This window comes from Acinetobacter sp. TYF_19 (assembly GCF_043105125.1).
Classification (GTDB): Bacteria; Pseudomonadota; Gammaproteobacteria; order Pseudomonadales; family Moraxellaceae; genus Acinetobacter; species Acinetobacter johnsonii.
Map to the genome: position 1 here is coordinate 96,567 of NZ_JBICLH010000041.1, position 13,997 is coordinate 110,563.

At 40.5% G+C, this 13,997-nt stretch carries 17 protein-coding genes, 4 tRNA genes, 1 pseudogene and 1 riboswitch; of the genes and pseudogenes, 15 read left to right on the forward strand and 7 right to left on the reverse strand.

Translation table 11 applies throughout. From position 1 onward, the window contains the following. The first annotated feature begins 5 nt into the window (after positions 1-5). From ispE to panD, 9 genes are all read left to right on the forward strand, one after another. Entirely contained in the window at positions 6-836 is an 831-nt protein-coding gene (ispE, locus tag ACF8FD_RS04675) for a 4-(cytidine 5'-diphospho)-2-C-methyl-D-erythritol kinase (RefSeq protein ID WP_242759457.1), read from the forward strand. 1 nt (position 837) lies between these two features. Further along, positions 838-912: transfer RNA gene (locus tag ACF8FD_RS04680), tRNA-Gln, on the forward strand. 28 nt (positions 913-940) lie between these two features. Beyond that, positions 941-1,015 (forward strand) — tRNA-Gln (locus ACF8FD_RS04685). Between the two features lie 19 nt (positions 1,016-1,034). Beyond that, positions 1,035-1,109 (forward strand) — tRNA-Gln (locus tag ACF8FD_RS04690). 90 nt (positions 1,110-1,199) lie between these two features. Beyond that, positions 1,200-1,274: transfer RNA gene (locus ACF8FD_RS04695), tRNA-Gln, on the forward strand. 36 nt (positions 1,275-1,310) lie between these two features. Next, entirely contained in the window at positions 1,311-2,264 is a 954-nt protein-coding gene (locus ACF8FD_RS04700; RefSeq protein WP_004695513.1) for a ribose-phosphate pyrophosphokinase, read from the forward strand. Positions 2,265-2,365: 101 nt separating this feature from the next. Continuing rightward, positions 2,366-2,662, forward strand: a complete 297-nt coding sequence (rplY, locus tag ACF8FD_RS04705; protein ID WP_058870099.1) for a 50S ribosomal protein L25 — start codon at positions 2,366-2,368, stop codon at positions 2,660-2,662. Between the two features lie 18 nt (positions 2,663-2,680). Then, positions 2,681-3,262, forward strand: a complete 582-nt coding sequence (pth, locus tag ACF8FD_RS04710; protein ID WP_004695508.1) for an aminoacyl-tRNA hydrolase — start codon at positions 2,681-2,683, stop codon at positions 3,260-3,262. Between the two features lie 143 nt (positions 3,263-3,405). Beyond that, a complete protein-coding gene (gene panD / locus ACF8FD_RS04715; protein ID WP_004695506.1) occupies positions 3,406-3,786 on the forward strand; it encodes an aspartate 1-decarboxylase in 381 nt (126 codons plus the stop codon). A gap of 64 nt (positions 3,787-3,850) precedes the next feature. On the opposite strand, the gene ACF8FD_RS04720 is transcribed toward panD, so the two are convergent. Continuing rightward, on the reverse strand, positions 3,851-4,453 hold the full coding sequence (locus ACF8FD_RS04720; RefSeq protein WP_234304622.1) for a GDYXXLXY domain-containing protein: 603 nt from the start codon (positions 4,451-4,453) through the stop codon (positions 3,851-3,853). Next, the gene (locus ACF8FD_RS04725; RefSeq protein ID WP_234304621.1) at positions 4,450-6,234 is read right to left on the reverse strand and encodes a DUF2157 domain-containing protein; all 1,785 of its coding nucleotides are present in this window, start codon (positions 6,232-6,234) and stop codon (positions 4,450-4,452) included. Before ACF8FD_RS04725 ends, ACF8FD_RS04720 begins: the two co-directional genes overlap by 4 nt. A gap of 243 nt (positions 6,235-6,477) precedes the next feature. Next, positions 6,478-6,640, forward strand: a riboswitch (FMN riboswitch). A gap of 105 nt (positions 6,641-6,745) precedes the next feature. Between ACF8FD_RS04725 and ribB the strand changes: the two genes are divergently transcribed. Next, entirely contained in the window at positions 6,746-7,405 is a 660-nt protein-coding gene (ribB, locus tag ACF8FD_RS04730; protein ID WP_234304620.1) for a 3,4-dihydroxy-2-butanone-4-phosphate synthase, read from the forward strand. Positions 7,406-7,468: 63 nt separating this feature from the next. Here the strand turns inward: ribB and ACF8FD_RS04735 are convergent, their stop codons facing one another. Both ACF8FD_RS04735 and ACF8FD_RS04740 read right to left on the reverse strand, forming a co-directional pair. Next, entirely contained in the window at positions 7,469-8,083 is a 615-nt protein-coding gene (locus tag ACF8FD_RS04735; RefSeq protein WP_392453257.1) for a LysE family translocator, read from the reverse strand. 82 nt (positions 8,084-8,165) lie between these two features. Further along, positions 8,166-8,651, reverse strand: a complete 486-nt coding sequence (locus tag ACF8FD_RS04740) for a DUF1289 domain-containing protein (RefSeq protein ID WP_005400387.1) — start codon at positions 8,649-8,651, stop codon at positions 8,166-8,168. Between the two features lie 180 nt (positions 8,652-8,831). On the opposite strand from ACF8FD_RS04740, the gene ACF8FD_RS04745 reads away from it, so the two are divergent. The 4 genes from ACF8FD_RS04745 (at position 8,832) to ACF8FD_RS04760 (ending at position 11,407) form a co-directional block, all read left to right on the forward strand. After that, complete coding sequence (locus ACF8FD_RS04745; RefSeq protein ID WP_058870105.1) at positions 8,832-9,764, forward strand: rhodanese-related sulfurtransferase; 933 nt, start codon at positions 8,832-8,834, stop codon at positions 9,762-9,764. 214 nt (positions 9,765-9,978) lie between these two features. Continuing rightward, positions 9,979-10,278, forward strand: a complete 300-nt coding sequence (locus tag ACF8FD_RS04750; protein ID WP_058870106.1) for a hypothetical protein — start codon at positions 9,979-9,981, stop codon at positions 10,276-10,278. Between the two features lie 78 nt (positions 10,279-10,356). Further along, positions 10,357-10,971 (forward strand): DedA family protein, encoded by a 615-nt coding sequence (locus ACF8FD_RS04755; RefSeq protein ID WP_058870192.1) that lies wholly within the window; start codon positions 10,357-10,359, stop codon positions 10,969-10,971. 22 nt (positions 10,972-10,993) lie between these two features. After that, positions 10,994-11,407, forward strand: coding sequence for an ABZJ_00895 family protein (locus ACF8FD_RS04760; RefSeq protein ID WP_058870107.1), 414 nt, complete (start codon positions 10,994-10,996; stop codon positions 11,405-11,407). Positions 11,408-11,472: 65 nt separating this feature from the next. On the opposite strand, the pseudogene ACF8FD_RS04765 reads toward ACF8FD_RS04760, so the two are convergent. After that, positions 11,473-12,364 (reverse strand): annotated as a pseudogene (locus tag ACF8FD_RS04765) (LysR family transcriptional regulator). A 102-nt stretch (positions 12,365-12,466) separates the two neighbouring features. Here ACF8FD_RS04765 and ACF8FD_RS04770 point away from each other — a divergent pair. Beyond that, positions 12,467-13,069: a LysE family translocator gene (locus ACF8FD_RS04770; protein ID WP_178928227.1), complete on the forward strand. Its 603-nt coding sequence runs from the start codon at positions 12,467-12,469 to the stop codon at positions 13,067-13,069. A 117-nt stretch (positions 13,070-13,186) separates the two neighbouring features. Here ACF8FD_RS04770 and ACF8FD_RS04775 read toward each other — a convergent pair whose 3' ends face one another. Both ACF8FD_RS04775 and ACF8FD_RS04780 read right to left on the reverse strand, forming a co-directional pair. Beyond that, positions 13,187-13,711 (reverse strand): YecA family protein, encoded by a 525-nt coding sequence (locus ACF8FD_RS04775; RefSeq protein WP_004695482.1) that lies wholly within the window; start codon positions 13,709-13,711, stop codon positions 13,187-13,189. A 70-nt stretch (positions 13,712-13,781) separates the two neighbouring features. Further along, positions 13,782-13,991 carry a PA3496 family putative envelope integrity protein gene (locus ACF8FD_RS04780; protein WP_004982817.1) on the reverse strand — a complete coding sequence of 70 codons (210 nt, stop codon included), beginning with the start codon at positions 13,989-13,991 and terminating at the stop codon, positions 13,782-13,784. Between the last annotated feature and the right edge of the window lie 6 nt (positions 13,992-13,997).

The window sequence follows — 13,997 nt, forward strand, 5'->3', positions numbered from 1 at the left end:
TCTTTATGATCCGTGTCCCTGCCCCATCAAAACTGAATTTGTTTTTACACATTACGGGTCGTCGTGAAAACGGCTACCATGAACTGCAAAGTATTTTCCAGTTGATCGATCTGTGTGATTGGTTGGAATTTGAGCCTCGTACGGATCAAGAGATTCATATTGAAGGCTTAAACAGTGTCGATTTGAGTCAAAATTTGATTTATAAAGCGACACAGATACTTAAGCCGTATGCACAAACAGCCACCGGTTTATCCATTCGTCTTGAAAAAAATATTCCGATGGGTGCAGGCTTAGGTGGCGGTTCATCGGATGCCGCGACGACATTAATCGTAGTCAATCAACTGTGGCAATGCGGGCTAAATACTGAGCAATTAGCAGACTTGGGTGTTCAGTTAGGCGCAGACGTTCCCATCTTTGTCCATGGTCGCAATGCATGGGCTGAAGGTATAGGTGAGCACTTAACATTCATAGACTTAGATCAAAAACAATACATTGTGCTAAAACCTGATTGTTTTATCAGCACTCAATTGCTTTTTTCACAAAAAACATTGACAAGAAACACGAAGAGCTCTAAATTTTGCGCCTATCAGTTAAAGCCATCTGATTTTGGAAATAATTTTGAGCCTTTGGCAAGAAGTTTATATCCAGAAGTAGATGAAGCGATGCAATATCTCGACCAGTTCGGTGTTGCAAAACTTACAGGTACAGGTGCTTGTGTTTTTGCTGAAGTAACAAGTGATATGAACATTGATGATGTTCTTGCAAATGCACCATGTAAAGCTTACTTGGTCAACAGCTTGAATGAATCACCAATAAGACATTTCCACGTTACCTGATAGGGGTATCGCCAAGTGGTAAGGCACCGGTTTTTGATATCGGCATCCGTTGGTTCGAATCCAGCTACCCCTGCCATTTTATTTCACCTGTAGATGACTGTACTAGGGGTATCGCCAAGTGGTAAGGCACCGGTTTTTGATATCGGCATCCGTTGGTTCGAATCCAGCTACCCCTGCCATTTTACAGTAATCAAATTTAGGGGTATCGCCAAGTGGTAAGGCACCGGTTTTTGATATCGGCATCCGTTGGTTCGAATCCAGCTACCCCTGCCATTTTCCAAAAAAGACAGAACAACACTTTGCTGCTCTACTGTTAATTTACCTTGACAGAATGACGCAAAAATATTAAAGTTCTGCCGCATTAGGGGTATCGCCAAGTGGTAAGGCACCGGTTTTTGATATCGGCATCCGTTGGTTCGAATCCAGCTACCCCTGCCATCTAATTCCTAAATTGCCAACCGCCAAGGGTGCTTCATGCCCAATCTTGTCGTTTTTAGTGGATCTGCACATCCACAATTCGCCCAAAAAGTCGTAAGCCACTTGCACATCCCTTTAGGTGCTGCATCTATTGGTCAATTTTCTGACGGTGAAATTGCTGTCGAAATTACTGAAAATGTTCGTGGTAAAGACGTATTTATCGTACAACCTACTTGTGCCCCAACGAATGATAACCTGATGGAAATCCTCGTTATGGCTGATGCTTTGCGTCGTGCAAGTGCTGGTCGTATTACCGCAGTGATTCCTTATTTCGGTTATGCGCGTCAAGACCGTCGTCCTCGTTCATCACGTGTTCCAATTACTGCAAAAGTTGTCGCAGATATGCTGACAACTGTAGGAATTGACCGTGTGGTAATGATCGACCTTCACGCTGACCAAATCCAAGGTTTCTTCGATATCCCTGTAGACAACATCTACGGTACACCAGCGCTTTTAGCTGACCTTCGTCAACAATCACATGATAACCTCATGGTGGTTTCTCCTGACGTTGGCGGTGTCGTTCGTGCCCGTGCTGTTGCTAAACAAATGGGCGATATTGACCTTGCTATCATCGACAAACGTCGTCAAAAGGCAAACGAATCACAAGTCATGCACTTGATTGGTGATGTTAAAGGCCGTGACTGCGTCATCGTAGATGACATGGTGGATACTGCTGGTACGTTATGTAAAGCTGCTGATGCATTGAAAACATTTGGTGCGCGCAAAGTGGTTGCTTATGCAACTCACCCTGTTTTATCAGGTAAGGCTATCGAAAACTTGAAAAATTCTGTGATTGATGAATTGGTTGTTACAGACACCATTCCTCTTTCTGAAGAAGCTCAAGCTCTTGGTAAGATTCGCCAAGTTTCAGTTGCGAGTATGGTTGCTGAAACAATTCGTCGTATTAACAACGAAGAATCTATTAGCGCAATGTTTGATTCTTATCTATAATATAGCGCTGAATTTTAAAAGCCCTGCTCTGTGCAGGGCTTTGTCTCACTAGGTCGGTCGCAGATCTAGTTTATTTAAAACTTAAATTAAGGATGTCTATCATGGCAAACTTCGTATTAAACGCTCAAGCGCGTGAAGCAGCTAACCAAGGGAAAGGTGCGAGCCGCCGCCTTCGTCATGCTGCTCAAGTTCCAGCAATCATCTACGGTGGTGCTGCTGAACCTGTAGCTGTTACTTTAGAACTTCGTGAGCTTGTTAAAGCTTTAGAAAGCAATGCTTTCTTCGAAGAAGTTGTTGAAATCAAAGTTGGCGACAAAGTTGAAAGCGTTAAAATCAAAGCGTTACAACGTCACCCAGCTAAAAACACACCTATGCACGCTGACTTCGTTCGCGCATAAGTGTTATTGGTGTAATTAGTGTCAAATATTTCACTGATTGTTGGTTTGGGCAACCCAGGTTCTGAGTATGCCCAAACCCGCCATAATGCAGGCTTTTGGTTTGTTGAACGCCTTGCAGAACAATATGGCATTACGCTAAAAAAAGACCCAAAATTCAATGGAATGAGTGGGCGTGGTAATATCGAAGGTCAAGACGTCCGTCTGTTATTACCCACAACCTTTATGAACCTTGTTGGTAAAAGTGTTGTTCCCTTCGCAAAATTCTACAATATTGCTCCAGAAGCAATACTGATTGCTCACGATGAACTGGATATGAACCCTGGTGTCATTCGCCTAAAAACAGGTGGTGGTCATGGCGGTCATAATGGTTTACGTGACATAGTTCCTCATATCGGTCCAAACTTCCATCGCTTACGCATTGGTATTGGTCACCCCGGTTCAAAAGAACGTGTTTCAGGACATGTCTTAAGCAAAGCACCAAGCAATGAACAAAATTTAATGGATGACGCAATCCATCACGCACTGGCTCGCACTAAAATGCTGGTGAATGGTGAGATTCAGCCTGCCATGAATCAAATCAATGCTTACAAACCAAACTGATAAGTCAAAAAAATGTTGAACCATGCTGCTTGCCATACTGTCATTTTAAAGGCAAAATGCGCTTGCCTGATTGCTTATCCAGCAAGTTCAGATTGATTCAACCATAAGATAACGATCTTAGGTCCACTCAGGAGACGCTAGCCATGCTATCTCGTTTATTAAAAGCAAAAATCCACCGTTGTGTTGTTACTCAAGCTGAACTCCATTATGAAGGTTCATGTGCAATCGATGGTCTTTTATTGGATTTAGCCGGTATCCGCGAATATGAAGAAATTCATATGTGGAACGTGACTAATGGTAAGCGTTTCAGTACCTATGCAATTCGTGGTGAAGAAGGTTCTGGCATCATTTCAGTCAATGGTGGTGCAGCACATCAGGCCGATGTAGGCGATTTAATGATTATTGCTACCTTTGGTGATTTTACAGAAGCTGAAGCAAATGCACATAAACCACGTTTAGTTTATGCAAATCCAGACAATACTGTAAGTCACATGGCAAACTGTATTCCAGTACAAGTGGCTTAAGCCCAATAGATTAAAAAAATCCGCTGCGTGCGGATTTTTTTATGAGCAGAATAATGCAATTGGATCAATTCTGAGTAGCACGAAACCCGCTCAACCAATCTCGTTTGCTCTCACAGCCTAAATCTTGTAGCTGATCACCTTTCAATGCCGTGAGTATCGCATTGCCCTGCTCATCGACTTTAAACTCAGCATATTCTGCCTGCTGATAACAATCCGCTAAACCTTCTGCAAACAAAAAACTTCTCGATGCAGGATAAAGGCCGTTATAACGATTATTCGGGTTTTGTAAAATCAGTCGAGCTGTACGAACATTTTTCGGCAACTCAAAATAGCTATGTATCACGCGCCTCTGTGAATCGAGTTCAACATAAGTGAGCACCGAAGATTTGTTCTTAATCACTTCATCAAAATAATGACCTGAAAAAATCTGGTCTTCTTGATTGATGTTGGCTTGGTTAGTACTTTCTGGACTCAAATGCTGAGGCGCAAAATAAAGTTGATAATTCAGCGCCATATAATCCCCCTGAATAATCGAACGCGGGTCTACAGGTTGCAAACGGACATACATGGTTTGACTATGGTTTAAGTGCCATTCATTTTTAAAAATTAAGCCTAAAAATACCGCGATGCAGAGTAATGCCAAAGCAAGAGGAATCATTTTCTTCATATACCGAACTCCTCTTTTTGCTTAAATAGCATCAAGCTCAATGTCAGCAAGAGCAACATCAGACCTGACAAGAACATGCTTAAACTTTTAATCAGAAAGGTCACATCAAGGGAATAATATAAAAAACCTAAAATTACAGCGAAAGTTGCCAGCGCAAATCCATAGATCACTTTATCTTGTGTTTTTAATGCCCATGAAATGATGGCCAAACAAATAAAAATATCGAAATAACCATAAAAAAACAGCCCTACTGCAAAAGCAGTCAAAATAAAATGCGCAAATAAATGAAACTGCTTTTGAATATGTAAAAAGACAAAAAGTACAAACCATAAAATCGGTAAGCCAAAAGCCAATATAGGAATGTGCTCAATTTTCGCTAATTCATATTTTCCAAATAAAGTATAAAAGCCCATGGAAAATAGAATAATCCCAAGTGCAGAAAGTAATAAACTGCGTTGATATTCAGTTGGCTGTATGAATTTTATAGCCAAAATTCCCAGATAAAAAACATAATTCCAAAGTGCTAGATAAACAAAATTTTCAACAATATTACGCCAACTGAGATGTGCATTAATATCCCAAATACACGCCACACCTGCTGCATATAAACCCAAAATTTGAACAAAAACAAAGAACCAATGTGTACGCATAAAATAGGCGAGTGCAAGCATCACTAATTGTAAAAATAGAATAGGTATAATTTGATTCACCAAATCAACGGTGTAAAAAATCACCGCAATTTGTCCTGCAACCCAGAGACAGTAAGCAAATTGTCTTAAAAACAAACTTTGTTTGGCTTTTAACAGATAAGCCGCCAAAGCCACAAAGACAACACCCATAATCAAAGAGAAATTCCCCCAAAAGGTCAGCATCAACGTAGCAAAGACGATGCCCGCAATCCAAGCTCCCACAGCAAGGGGAATAGCATTGAACCGACTATGTGGAATAAATTTAATCAACATGTAAGTGATGAAAGCAAACCACGCAAAAATAATCAGTGCGATAAAAAATAATTCAAAAATTTCATTCTGACCAAACCACTCCGTCACCGCCTTCACAATGATCAAGGTAAAGCTAATGCCTAAGCCAACGGCTGAAAGTGCGCTACATAGCTGATCTTTATTTTGATAATAGTAAGCCAGTGAAATGCCCAACAAGAGAAAAGACACTGTGAAATAAAGAATGCTTTTATCCGCATAGAGATACATCGCCATATGCCAAACAGAGAGAATGGCAAACCATAGTAAGAATAAATAACGAAGTTTCGAATAATATTTATTGCAGAAATAGAATTGAATCAGTGCAAATACATGAATACTGATTAAAAAGAGATCTGGATATTGATCTCCCCAAAAGGTTTGTATAAAAAACAGAAACAGCGCCAATTGGCTGATAATACATAAAAGGAAAAATACACCGATATTCGGACGATATAACCACGGTAAAAGCAGCACAGACCAAAGTAGAAATAATAAATAGCTGTCAGCACCCGTTTGATAAATTTGACCAATCACAGCCAGACTTAAACCAATCATCAAACCACAGATACTATGTAAACACTGCACTAGAAAATCATGTTTTGTCAGCCACAAACTGCAAACCGCACTGAGGAATAATAACAACTGGGGAATAGCCAGCTGAATATTGTGTGGCAACATAAACCAATTGGCGGCAACCAAATACAACATACTGACCGCAATGAGTGTAAAACCAAAAACTTGAAGATGCTTTATGAAGGATTCACCATTCCAAGGATATTCAGACTCACGAATTTTAATCACTCCGCCCTCTCTTATTTTTATCTTGATCATTTCAAACCATTCAACCTATAGAAAAACTTCTTATTCATGTTTTATGATTCTTCTAAAGTATTCATTTTTGAACATTAAACTTATACTAAATGAAATCATGCGCAGAGAGTGTTGGTCTTTAGCAAAGCTATAGCAAAAATTGTTCTATGTATAAAACTGATCATTCTAAAACTTCCCCTGTTTTTCTAAATATTTAGCACTATAATAGAGTTACATCGCTTCAGGGCGGGGTGTAATTCCCCACCGGTGGTAAGTTCAGTTGAATGACTCAGACTGAATCAGCCCACGAGCCAGCCAAGCAGAAATCATCTATTTGGCTCGCAGATTTGGTTCAATTCCAAAGCCGACGGTATAGTCCGGATGAAAGAAGACGACGTGACCAATAGAATCTCAGGTACAAACCTGTGAGGATTTATTGCTACGCCAATTTTTCAAAGTCCTGAAATGTTCAACCGTACTTCAATTTTACGCGAGCGTTTCAATGTCTAGTTTGATTCAACCCGAAATTTTCTTTTCAGCCCTTTCTCCAGCTGAGCAACGTATCCAGCAAGCTTTAGAAGATATCCGCCAAGGCAAACCTGTTTTGGTGATGGATGACTTTGACCGTGAAAACGAAGCCGACCTCATTGTGGCTGCCGAAACTCTCACCGTCGAAACGATGGCACGCATGATTCGTGATGGTTCTGGCATTGTCTGTTTATGTCTGACCGATGAATTGGCCGATCACTTAGACCTTGTGCCTATGGTGTCAGATAACTCAAGTCAGTTTAAAACAGCATTCACTGTGACCATTGAAGCTTCAACTGGCGTAACCACAGGTGTGTCTGCGCAAGATCGCACCACCACAGTCAAAGCAGCAATTAAAGATGGGGCTGTTGCCAGCGACTTAAACCGCCCTGGTCATGTATTCCCGCTTCGTGCACGCCAGGGCGGTGTGCTCACCCGTCGCGGTCATACCGAAGGGACCATCGATTTAGCACGTTTAGCAGGCTTAAAACCAGCAGGTGTCTTGTGTGAACTGACCAATGCCGATGGAACTATGGCCTCTGGTATTCAAGTGTTGGCATATGCGCAAACGCATCAATTGACTGTGATCACCATTGAAGAATTGGTGCAATATCGCATTAAACACGGAGTCTAATTTTTAGGCTCCCCATCAAAAAGCCTCTATGTTGGAGGCTTTTTTTATGCAATACCATCAGCATCAAACAAACACAGTATAAATACCATAGAGCGCAATGCTGACCAATATCGCACCACAAACGCCTAACAACTTATTATACAAAGCGGACTGCGAAAGTTTATTAAAACCCAAATAAACCAAAGACAACGTGCTGAAGTCTAGAATAATCCAGAGAATGGTCAATAGTACAAGGCTGATATCGACATCACTGGTTACCCCAATGAACTGTGGAAAAAATGAGGCAAAGAAAATAATATCCTTCGGATTCGAAATACCCACTAAGAAACCTTGCTTAAAGCCCCCCTGCACCGGCTTTAGTTGCACAGGCGATGTTTCTGTTTCTTGTGCAATGGCTTCTTTTAAAATTTGAAAACCAAGATAGGCAATATATACACAGCCTAAAATCTTGATCGCATTTAACCAATGCTCTGCAATGTTTAAAAAGCCTTTTAAGATGAGTACAGACAATATAATAAGAACCAAAGAGGCTAAATTCGTCCCAAAAATGGTTTTTAAGGCTTGTTTATACCCACCTTTTAGACCTGCACTGGCAACCAACAACATCACTGGGCCAGGTGTTGCAATCATAACCACCACAGCCGTACAGTACAACACCAGCTCAAATACATTCACCATCGGAAAAACCCTTTCCCCCAGTCACTCTCGCAAATAACTTAGGTATGCGGAGTATTCTTTTTCTATATCAAACCAAGAGGACTTATTCGTCCTCTTCCATATGGATGAGATGTTGCCGAATTGCGTCAGCACGCAAAAAAGCCAAATCATAACTGGCTGTAGCAAGTGCAAGAACACGGCGCTCAAACTCTTGCCAAATCGATTTCACTTGCTGCGCTTGAATGCCTAAACCACTTTCTTCGGTAAAGTTCTTATTTTTTTCACATACTTTTAACGCATGATAAAGCTTTCGCCCTTTTGATGCATCGGGACGCAAACGAACGCGTTTAGATAAAACAAAAGCTTCGACCTGCTGCACATCAGCAAAAGGCAACATTGGCACTAAAATTTGATCGAGTTGCGCATCTAAGCGTTGCCAAACTGAACGATGCTGCTCCGAAGTGTAGGTATTCCACTGAATCACTTCATGATTAAAACGACGACAACCACGACACACAGAATCACCAAATACCGTTGAACAACGCCCTGCACATGGGGTCAAAGAGGCAATTCGACGATCTGTACTCAAAACATACTCCTGTTAATAAACGCACCAAAACAAAACGGATTTTGTCTTTGGCAACTGAATATACACGCTCACCTACCACTTGAGAAGCCATTTAAAATGTTTACTTATCTCGCATCTTGATTCAATTCCATGTAAAATGTGCGCCTTAAAATTATCTATCAAAATACATTGGAGTACTCCATGAACGCTACTGTAGAACAGCTTGCACCTGTAGAACAGCAAGCGACGACTGGTTGGGTTGTTGCCGCACTTTATCAATTCAAAGAAGTTCAAGATCCTGCTGATCTTCAACAACGTCTTTTAGACTTGGTAAAAACCATCAACCTATGTGGTACTCTGATTGTAGCGGGCGAAGGCATTAATGGTACAGTTGCAGGCGACCGTGACGCGATCGATATAATTCATCAATTCCTTCTGAATGAAGGTTTTAACGAAATGGAATACAAAGAGTCTGATAGTGCAGACAAACCATTTCGTAAAATGAAGATTAAACTTAAAAAAGAAATCGTGACTTTAGGCGTTGAAGTAAAACCACGTGATTTAGTCGGTCACTACCTTGATCCGAAAGAATGGAATGACCTGATTGCTCGTGATGACGTCATTTTGATTGATACACGTAATGACTATGAATACAAAGCTGGAACATTTAAGGGTGCTATTGACCCGAAAACAGAAAGTTTCCGAGAATTTCCAGAATACGTTAAACAAAACCTTGAACAGCACAAAGATAAAAAAATTGCGATGTTCTGTACAGGTGGTATCCGCTGTGAAAAATCGACCTCCCTTCTTCTTCAAGAAGGTTTCAACGAGGTTTATCACTTAAAAGGCGGCATCTTAAAATACTTAGAAGAAACCCCTGCTGAACAAAGCATGTGGGAAGGCGAATGTTTCGTTTTTGATGGTCGTACTGCTGTCACTCATGGTGTTGAAGAAGGCCTTAACATTAAGTGTCATGCTTGTGGTTGGCCACTTCTTCCTGCTGAAGCAGAAGAACCTAGCTATGAACATGGTGTGTCATGCAAATACTGTATCGACAACACCACAGAAAAACAAAAAGAAGGCTTCCGTATGCGCCAGTCACAAATTGCTGCGGCTAAACGTAAACGCCTTTAAAATCATTCAGATGATTTAAGTCAAGAATAAGCCCTCATTTGAGGGCTTATTCTTTTATGCAGTTCGCATTTTTTAAAAATATTTAACAATTTTGTCACAACATTGAACTCAATCTGAGTCATACTGTATAAATAATAAGCTAAAGCGGTGCCCTGAAGGTCTCCACATAACAATAAAAATGACATGCCTAAACGACGAAAATAGGATGATTGCCATGCATAAAATAATCATGCCACGCCATCGCACACTGATTCGCAATGCCGCAGCAAGCCGTATCGAACAATATCACAATACCAGCTTCAACCAAATCAAAGCCAAGCTTGAACAACGCACGCATTTATTTATCGTAGTTTTGGGCATGTTGATTGGTTCAAGTATTGCCCTCGGCATTGGTTACCATTTAAGTTCAAATCTCTTAAATTATACGCTGCTTAGTTTAATCCCGATTGCGTTGGCCTATAGCTTACGTAAAGTCTATATTCACACCCTGACCCATACCCGTTTCGATGAATAGAAAACAATACATTTCAATTCTTTACCCACATGCGATAAGTCCTTAAGATAACTTATCGCATTTATTTTTATGGTCTATATGAACCTCACTGCATGGATCATCTCTGTCATGGAACAACTGGGTTATTGGGGAATAGCCTTACTGATGTTTCTTGATAATGTTTTTCCGCCTATTCCTTCTGAAATTATCATGCCTTCTGCAGGTTATGCCGCCTCACAAGGCGAGTTGGTTTTAGTTGGGGTCATTATTGCAGGATGTATTGGTTCACTCTTTGCCGCAGCAGTGCTGTATTGGATCGGCTATCAATTTAAACAAGAGCATATTTTCAGATGGGTCGACCGCTATGGTAAATATCTATTTATCAAATCCGCCGATGTGAAAAAATCCTTAGATTGGTTTGAGCAGTATGGTCACCGTATTGTATTTTTTGGTCGTATGATTCCTGCAGTGCGTTCACTGATTAGCATCCCTGCGGGGATGAGCCGTATGCCCTTTTGGAAGTTCATGTTTTATAGTGGACTCGGTACAATTATCTGGACAACATTTTTAGCAACAGTCGGCTATTACTTTGGTGAAAACCAAGCACTGATGCATCAAATTTTTAGCAAAGTCGGTTATGTCATTATTGCCATTGTCGCTGTGATTATCCTTTGGTTTTTATATCGCAGAAATTTAGGTAAAACACGCGGCTAATTTATTTATTTTGGGGAAATACATGAAACACTATTTACTGCATTTTGCGGCGGTATATAGCATTGCTTTGGTGCTGTTAATCACCGTACTGGTCTTTGGTTTAAACCTTAGCGGTTTAGTCTTAATTCCGACCTTAGTGGCTTGTGCACTGATTAGTGTCGGACACTTTGTGAAGAAGGAACAGCGTGTTCCAAATAATCATGAAAAAATTCAACTGGTTTGGGGTTCAAGTGCAGTCGCAATTATCGTCGGTAGTTTCTTTGTGCTGTTTTTAGTACTGATGAATCCCAATGCTGAAGCGATTATGAAATCCGTCGATAATGCCGGCATTGAACTCACCGCTGTCGTTATGCTGTGTATGGTCGCGATTCATGGTGCTATTTTTCATATTGCCTATGGTTGGTACGCAGACTATTGTTTTAAAAAGTTGCCATAAAAAAAGCACCTCGTTTGAGGTGTTTTTTTTATGCTTGATAGATAACAATCAAATGCCGCACGTCATTAGTGCTTTTGAGCGGAAAGTGCCATTAACTTTGTTTGGCTGGCTCTCATTTCTTCAATCAACCAACCTTTAAAAATGACTTTATGCTGATCATCCTCAAAAGGAGATGCGGAAAGTAGATAATAACCGGAGCCGTCTTGCACAATCGGGGTAAGCATATCTAACATTTGAAAATCGAGCTCTTTTTCAACCATATAGGCTGACACCACTGTTGCCCCCAACCCTGCTAAAGATGCCTCTATACACAAATAAAAATGTTCCAATGCTACTTTTTGAAAGTGCTTAAACTGCGTTTTATATGCATCCTTAAATTGTGTCCAAATTTTAGGTCTCGAACTGGAAATATACAGCTGAGACATCGGGGCTAAATGATTATGACGCGACACACAAACCATATACTCATCCGCCATTTTTTCGATATAAATGGCCTTGCTCCAGTCAAAATCATTGCGCCTTAGGGCCAAGTCGATGTTTTGTACTTTAAAATCCGCTTCTTCACCACCTGTTAACAAACTGATATCAATCTCAAGATAACGCAGCTTAAATTGAACCAAGCGCGGAATCAGCCATTTCATGGCATGGTCGGTTCACAGGATAAGATTAAGCTCTTCTTCTCATTCTTCTTTTCTCTTGTTATCTGCACGAGGCACTGGTCAATCTAAGGAAACACCTGCTCACAACAATCAAACAGTTTTAGGCCATCACCCGTCAGCTGTAACTTTTTGCCGTCACGAATATATAAACAACGCCCCAGTGCCTCTTCCAAATTTTTTAACTCCTTACTGACCGCCCCTTGAGTCAAAAAAGTTTTTCAGCAGCGATGGTGACACTGTCATAATGGGCGACATAATAAAAAAACTTAAGAGAATTCAGCGATAAGCGCTCAATCATTCCAAAAACTCATCAATAGCAATAATTAAAATCCATTTTCGCTATAGCAAATATATGAAAAATATATAAATCCTTTAATTCAATCCGAAAAAGGATCAATGAGTGAATGAAATTATAGCAATTGCAGTTATCACCCTACTTGCAGTCATCAGTCCCGATGCTGACTTCGCTTTGGTCAGCCGAAATAGATATCTATATGGGCGTAAACAAGGAATCTATACCGCATATGGTATTGCTTGTGCTGTATGGATCCACATTAGCTATAGTGTACTGGGGCTCAGCTTCTTAAAGCACTACATTCCAAAACTATTGCATATCATTCAATATATTGGCGCACTGTACCTGATGTATATCGGGTACAAAACATTTACCCAACAGCAAATTAGTGACCATGCCACTCATACCTTGCTGCGCCCACGGCAAGCATTTATACAAGGTTTTCTGGGCAACAGTTTGAATCCCAAAACTACACTATTTGTGATGAGCATCTTTGCACAGTTACTGCGAGGCAATCATGGTCTAACGCATTTAATCGGTTATGGCATGTTTATCTCGGTTAGTCATCTGCTATGGTTTTTGCTCATTTCACTATTCTGTTCAACCCCAGTGATCCGAAATAAAATTTTACGCAAACAAGTGAGTATTAACCGTGTCATCGGTACCATACTCGCAACTTTAGGACTTTGCTTATTTCTCACAAATTAAGCATGAGTGGTACCTGCGTTTAAACACTAAAATTTGGGCATAAAAAAACGTCCTCTATGGACGTTTTTTTATTTGCTTGCTAATGCCTGCATCGCTGATGCCACAACGCAAGAACAATTATGCTGGCGTATGATACATGAGATAAAGTTCGTTTAAGTTCTCTGGAATTTCTTCTGCAAGCTCATCCATTAACTGACCGTTACGACGGAAAGTTTCCATTTGCGGATCTTCTTCATCAATCCCACTAAATACCATAATTGGTAAAGTAAGATCGACCAGTTGCTCTTCAAACTCAGGCGTAAACCATGCATCTTCATTGAGGAACATTGCATCGACAAAACCAACGCTCCAATCCCCTAAACTTGACTCAACATCTGCCTCTTCAATTTCAAAAGGAAATTCAATCCCTTCTTCATTGGCAAGGTTTTGACGAATAGACTCAAGCCAAGCTTTCACTTGCGCGATGATCTCGGCAGGCACTTTCTTTTGATTATTATCAAAAAGTTCATCCAACCATTTTGCAAAAGTAGGACCAACTGCAATTGCACACAAGAAACCATGAGTCGCTGCAAAATCTAGACCATACTCATTTTGGTCACCATCTAGATATTCACTCAATAAGTCTAAATCTAAAGCACTCATTTCAAATCCAAATTCAGAAACTGATTAGGGCATTAGCATAGCATTTTCAGACACGATGCTACATCTGATTTTAGTCTTCTTCGTCGTCAAAATCGTCGTCATCGTCGATGTCGTAATCAAAATCTTTAAGCTCACGTTCCAAACGGCGCTGTGCAAGAAGGTCATCAATCAGGCGACGTTTTTCTAATGATTCTTTCGCACTAATTTTACTTGATGACTCATCAAAATTAACATCATCATCAGCGTAGTTATCATCTAGTTCAAAATCTGTAGAAGACACTAAAAC

Coding starts and splice junctions, on each gene's coding strand:
- ispE (WP_242759457.1), top strand. CDS start 6: ATGATCCGTGTCCCTGCCCCATCAAAACTGAATTTGTTTTTACACATT.
- ACF8FD_RS04700 (WP_004695513.1), top strand. CDS start 1,311: ATGCCCAATCTTGTCGTTTTTAGTGGATCTGCACATCCACAATTCGCC.
- rplY (WP_058870099.1), top strand. CDS start 2,366: ATGGCAAACTTCGTATTAAACGCTCAAGCGCGTGAAGCAGCTAACCAA.
- panD (WP_004695506.1), top strand. CDS start 3,406: ATGCTATCTCGTTTATTAAAAGCAAAAATCCACCGTTGTGTTGTTACT.
- ACF8FD_RS04720 (WP_234304622.1), bottom strand. CDS start 4,453: ATGAAGAAAATGATTCCTCTTGCTTTGGCATTACTCTGCATCGCGGTA.
- ribB (WP_234304620.1), top strand. CDS start 6,746: ATGTCTAGTTTGATTCAACCCGAAATTTTCTTTTCAGCCCTTTCTCCA.
- ACF8FD_RS04735 (WP_392453257.1), bottom strand. CDS start 8,083: ATGGTGAATGTATTTGAGCTGGTGTTGTACTGTACGGCTGTGGTGGTT.
- ACF8FD_RS04745 (WP_058870105.1), top strand. CDS start 8,832: ATGAACGCTACTGTAGAACAGCTTGCACCTGTAGAACAGCAAGCGACG.
- ACF8FD_RS04750 (WP_058870106.1), top strand. CDS start 9,979: ATGCATAAAATAATCATGCCACGCCATCGCACACTGATTCGCAATGCC.
- ACF8FD_RS04755 (WP_058870192.1), top strand. CDS start 10,357: ATGAACCTCACTGCATGGATCATCTCTGTCATGGAACAACTGGGTTAT.
- ACF8FD_RS04760 (WP_058870107.1), top strand. CDS start 10,994: ATGAAACACTATTTACTGCATTTTGCGGCGGTATATAGCATTGCTTTG.
- ACF8FD_RS04775 (WP_004695482.1), bottom strand. CDS start 13,711: ATGAGTGCTTTAGATTTAGACTTATTGAGTGAATATCTAGATGGTGAC.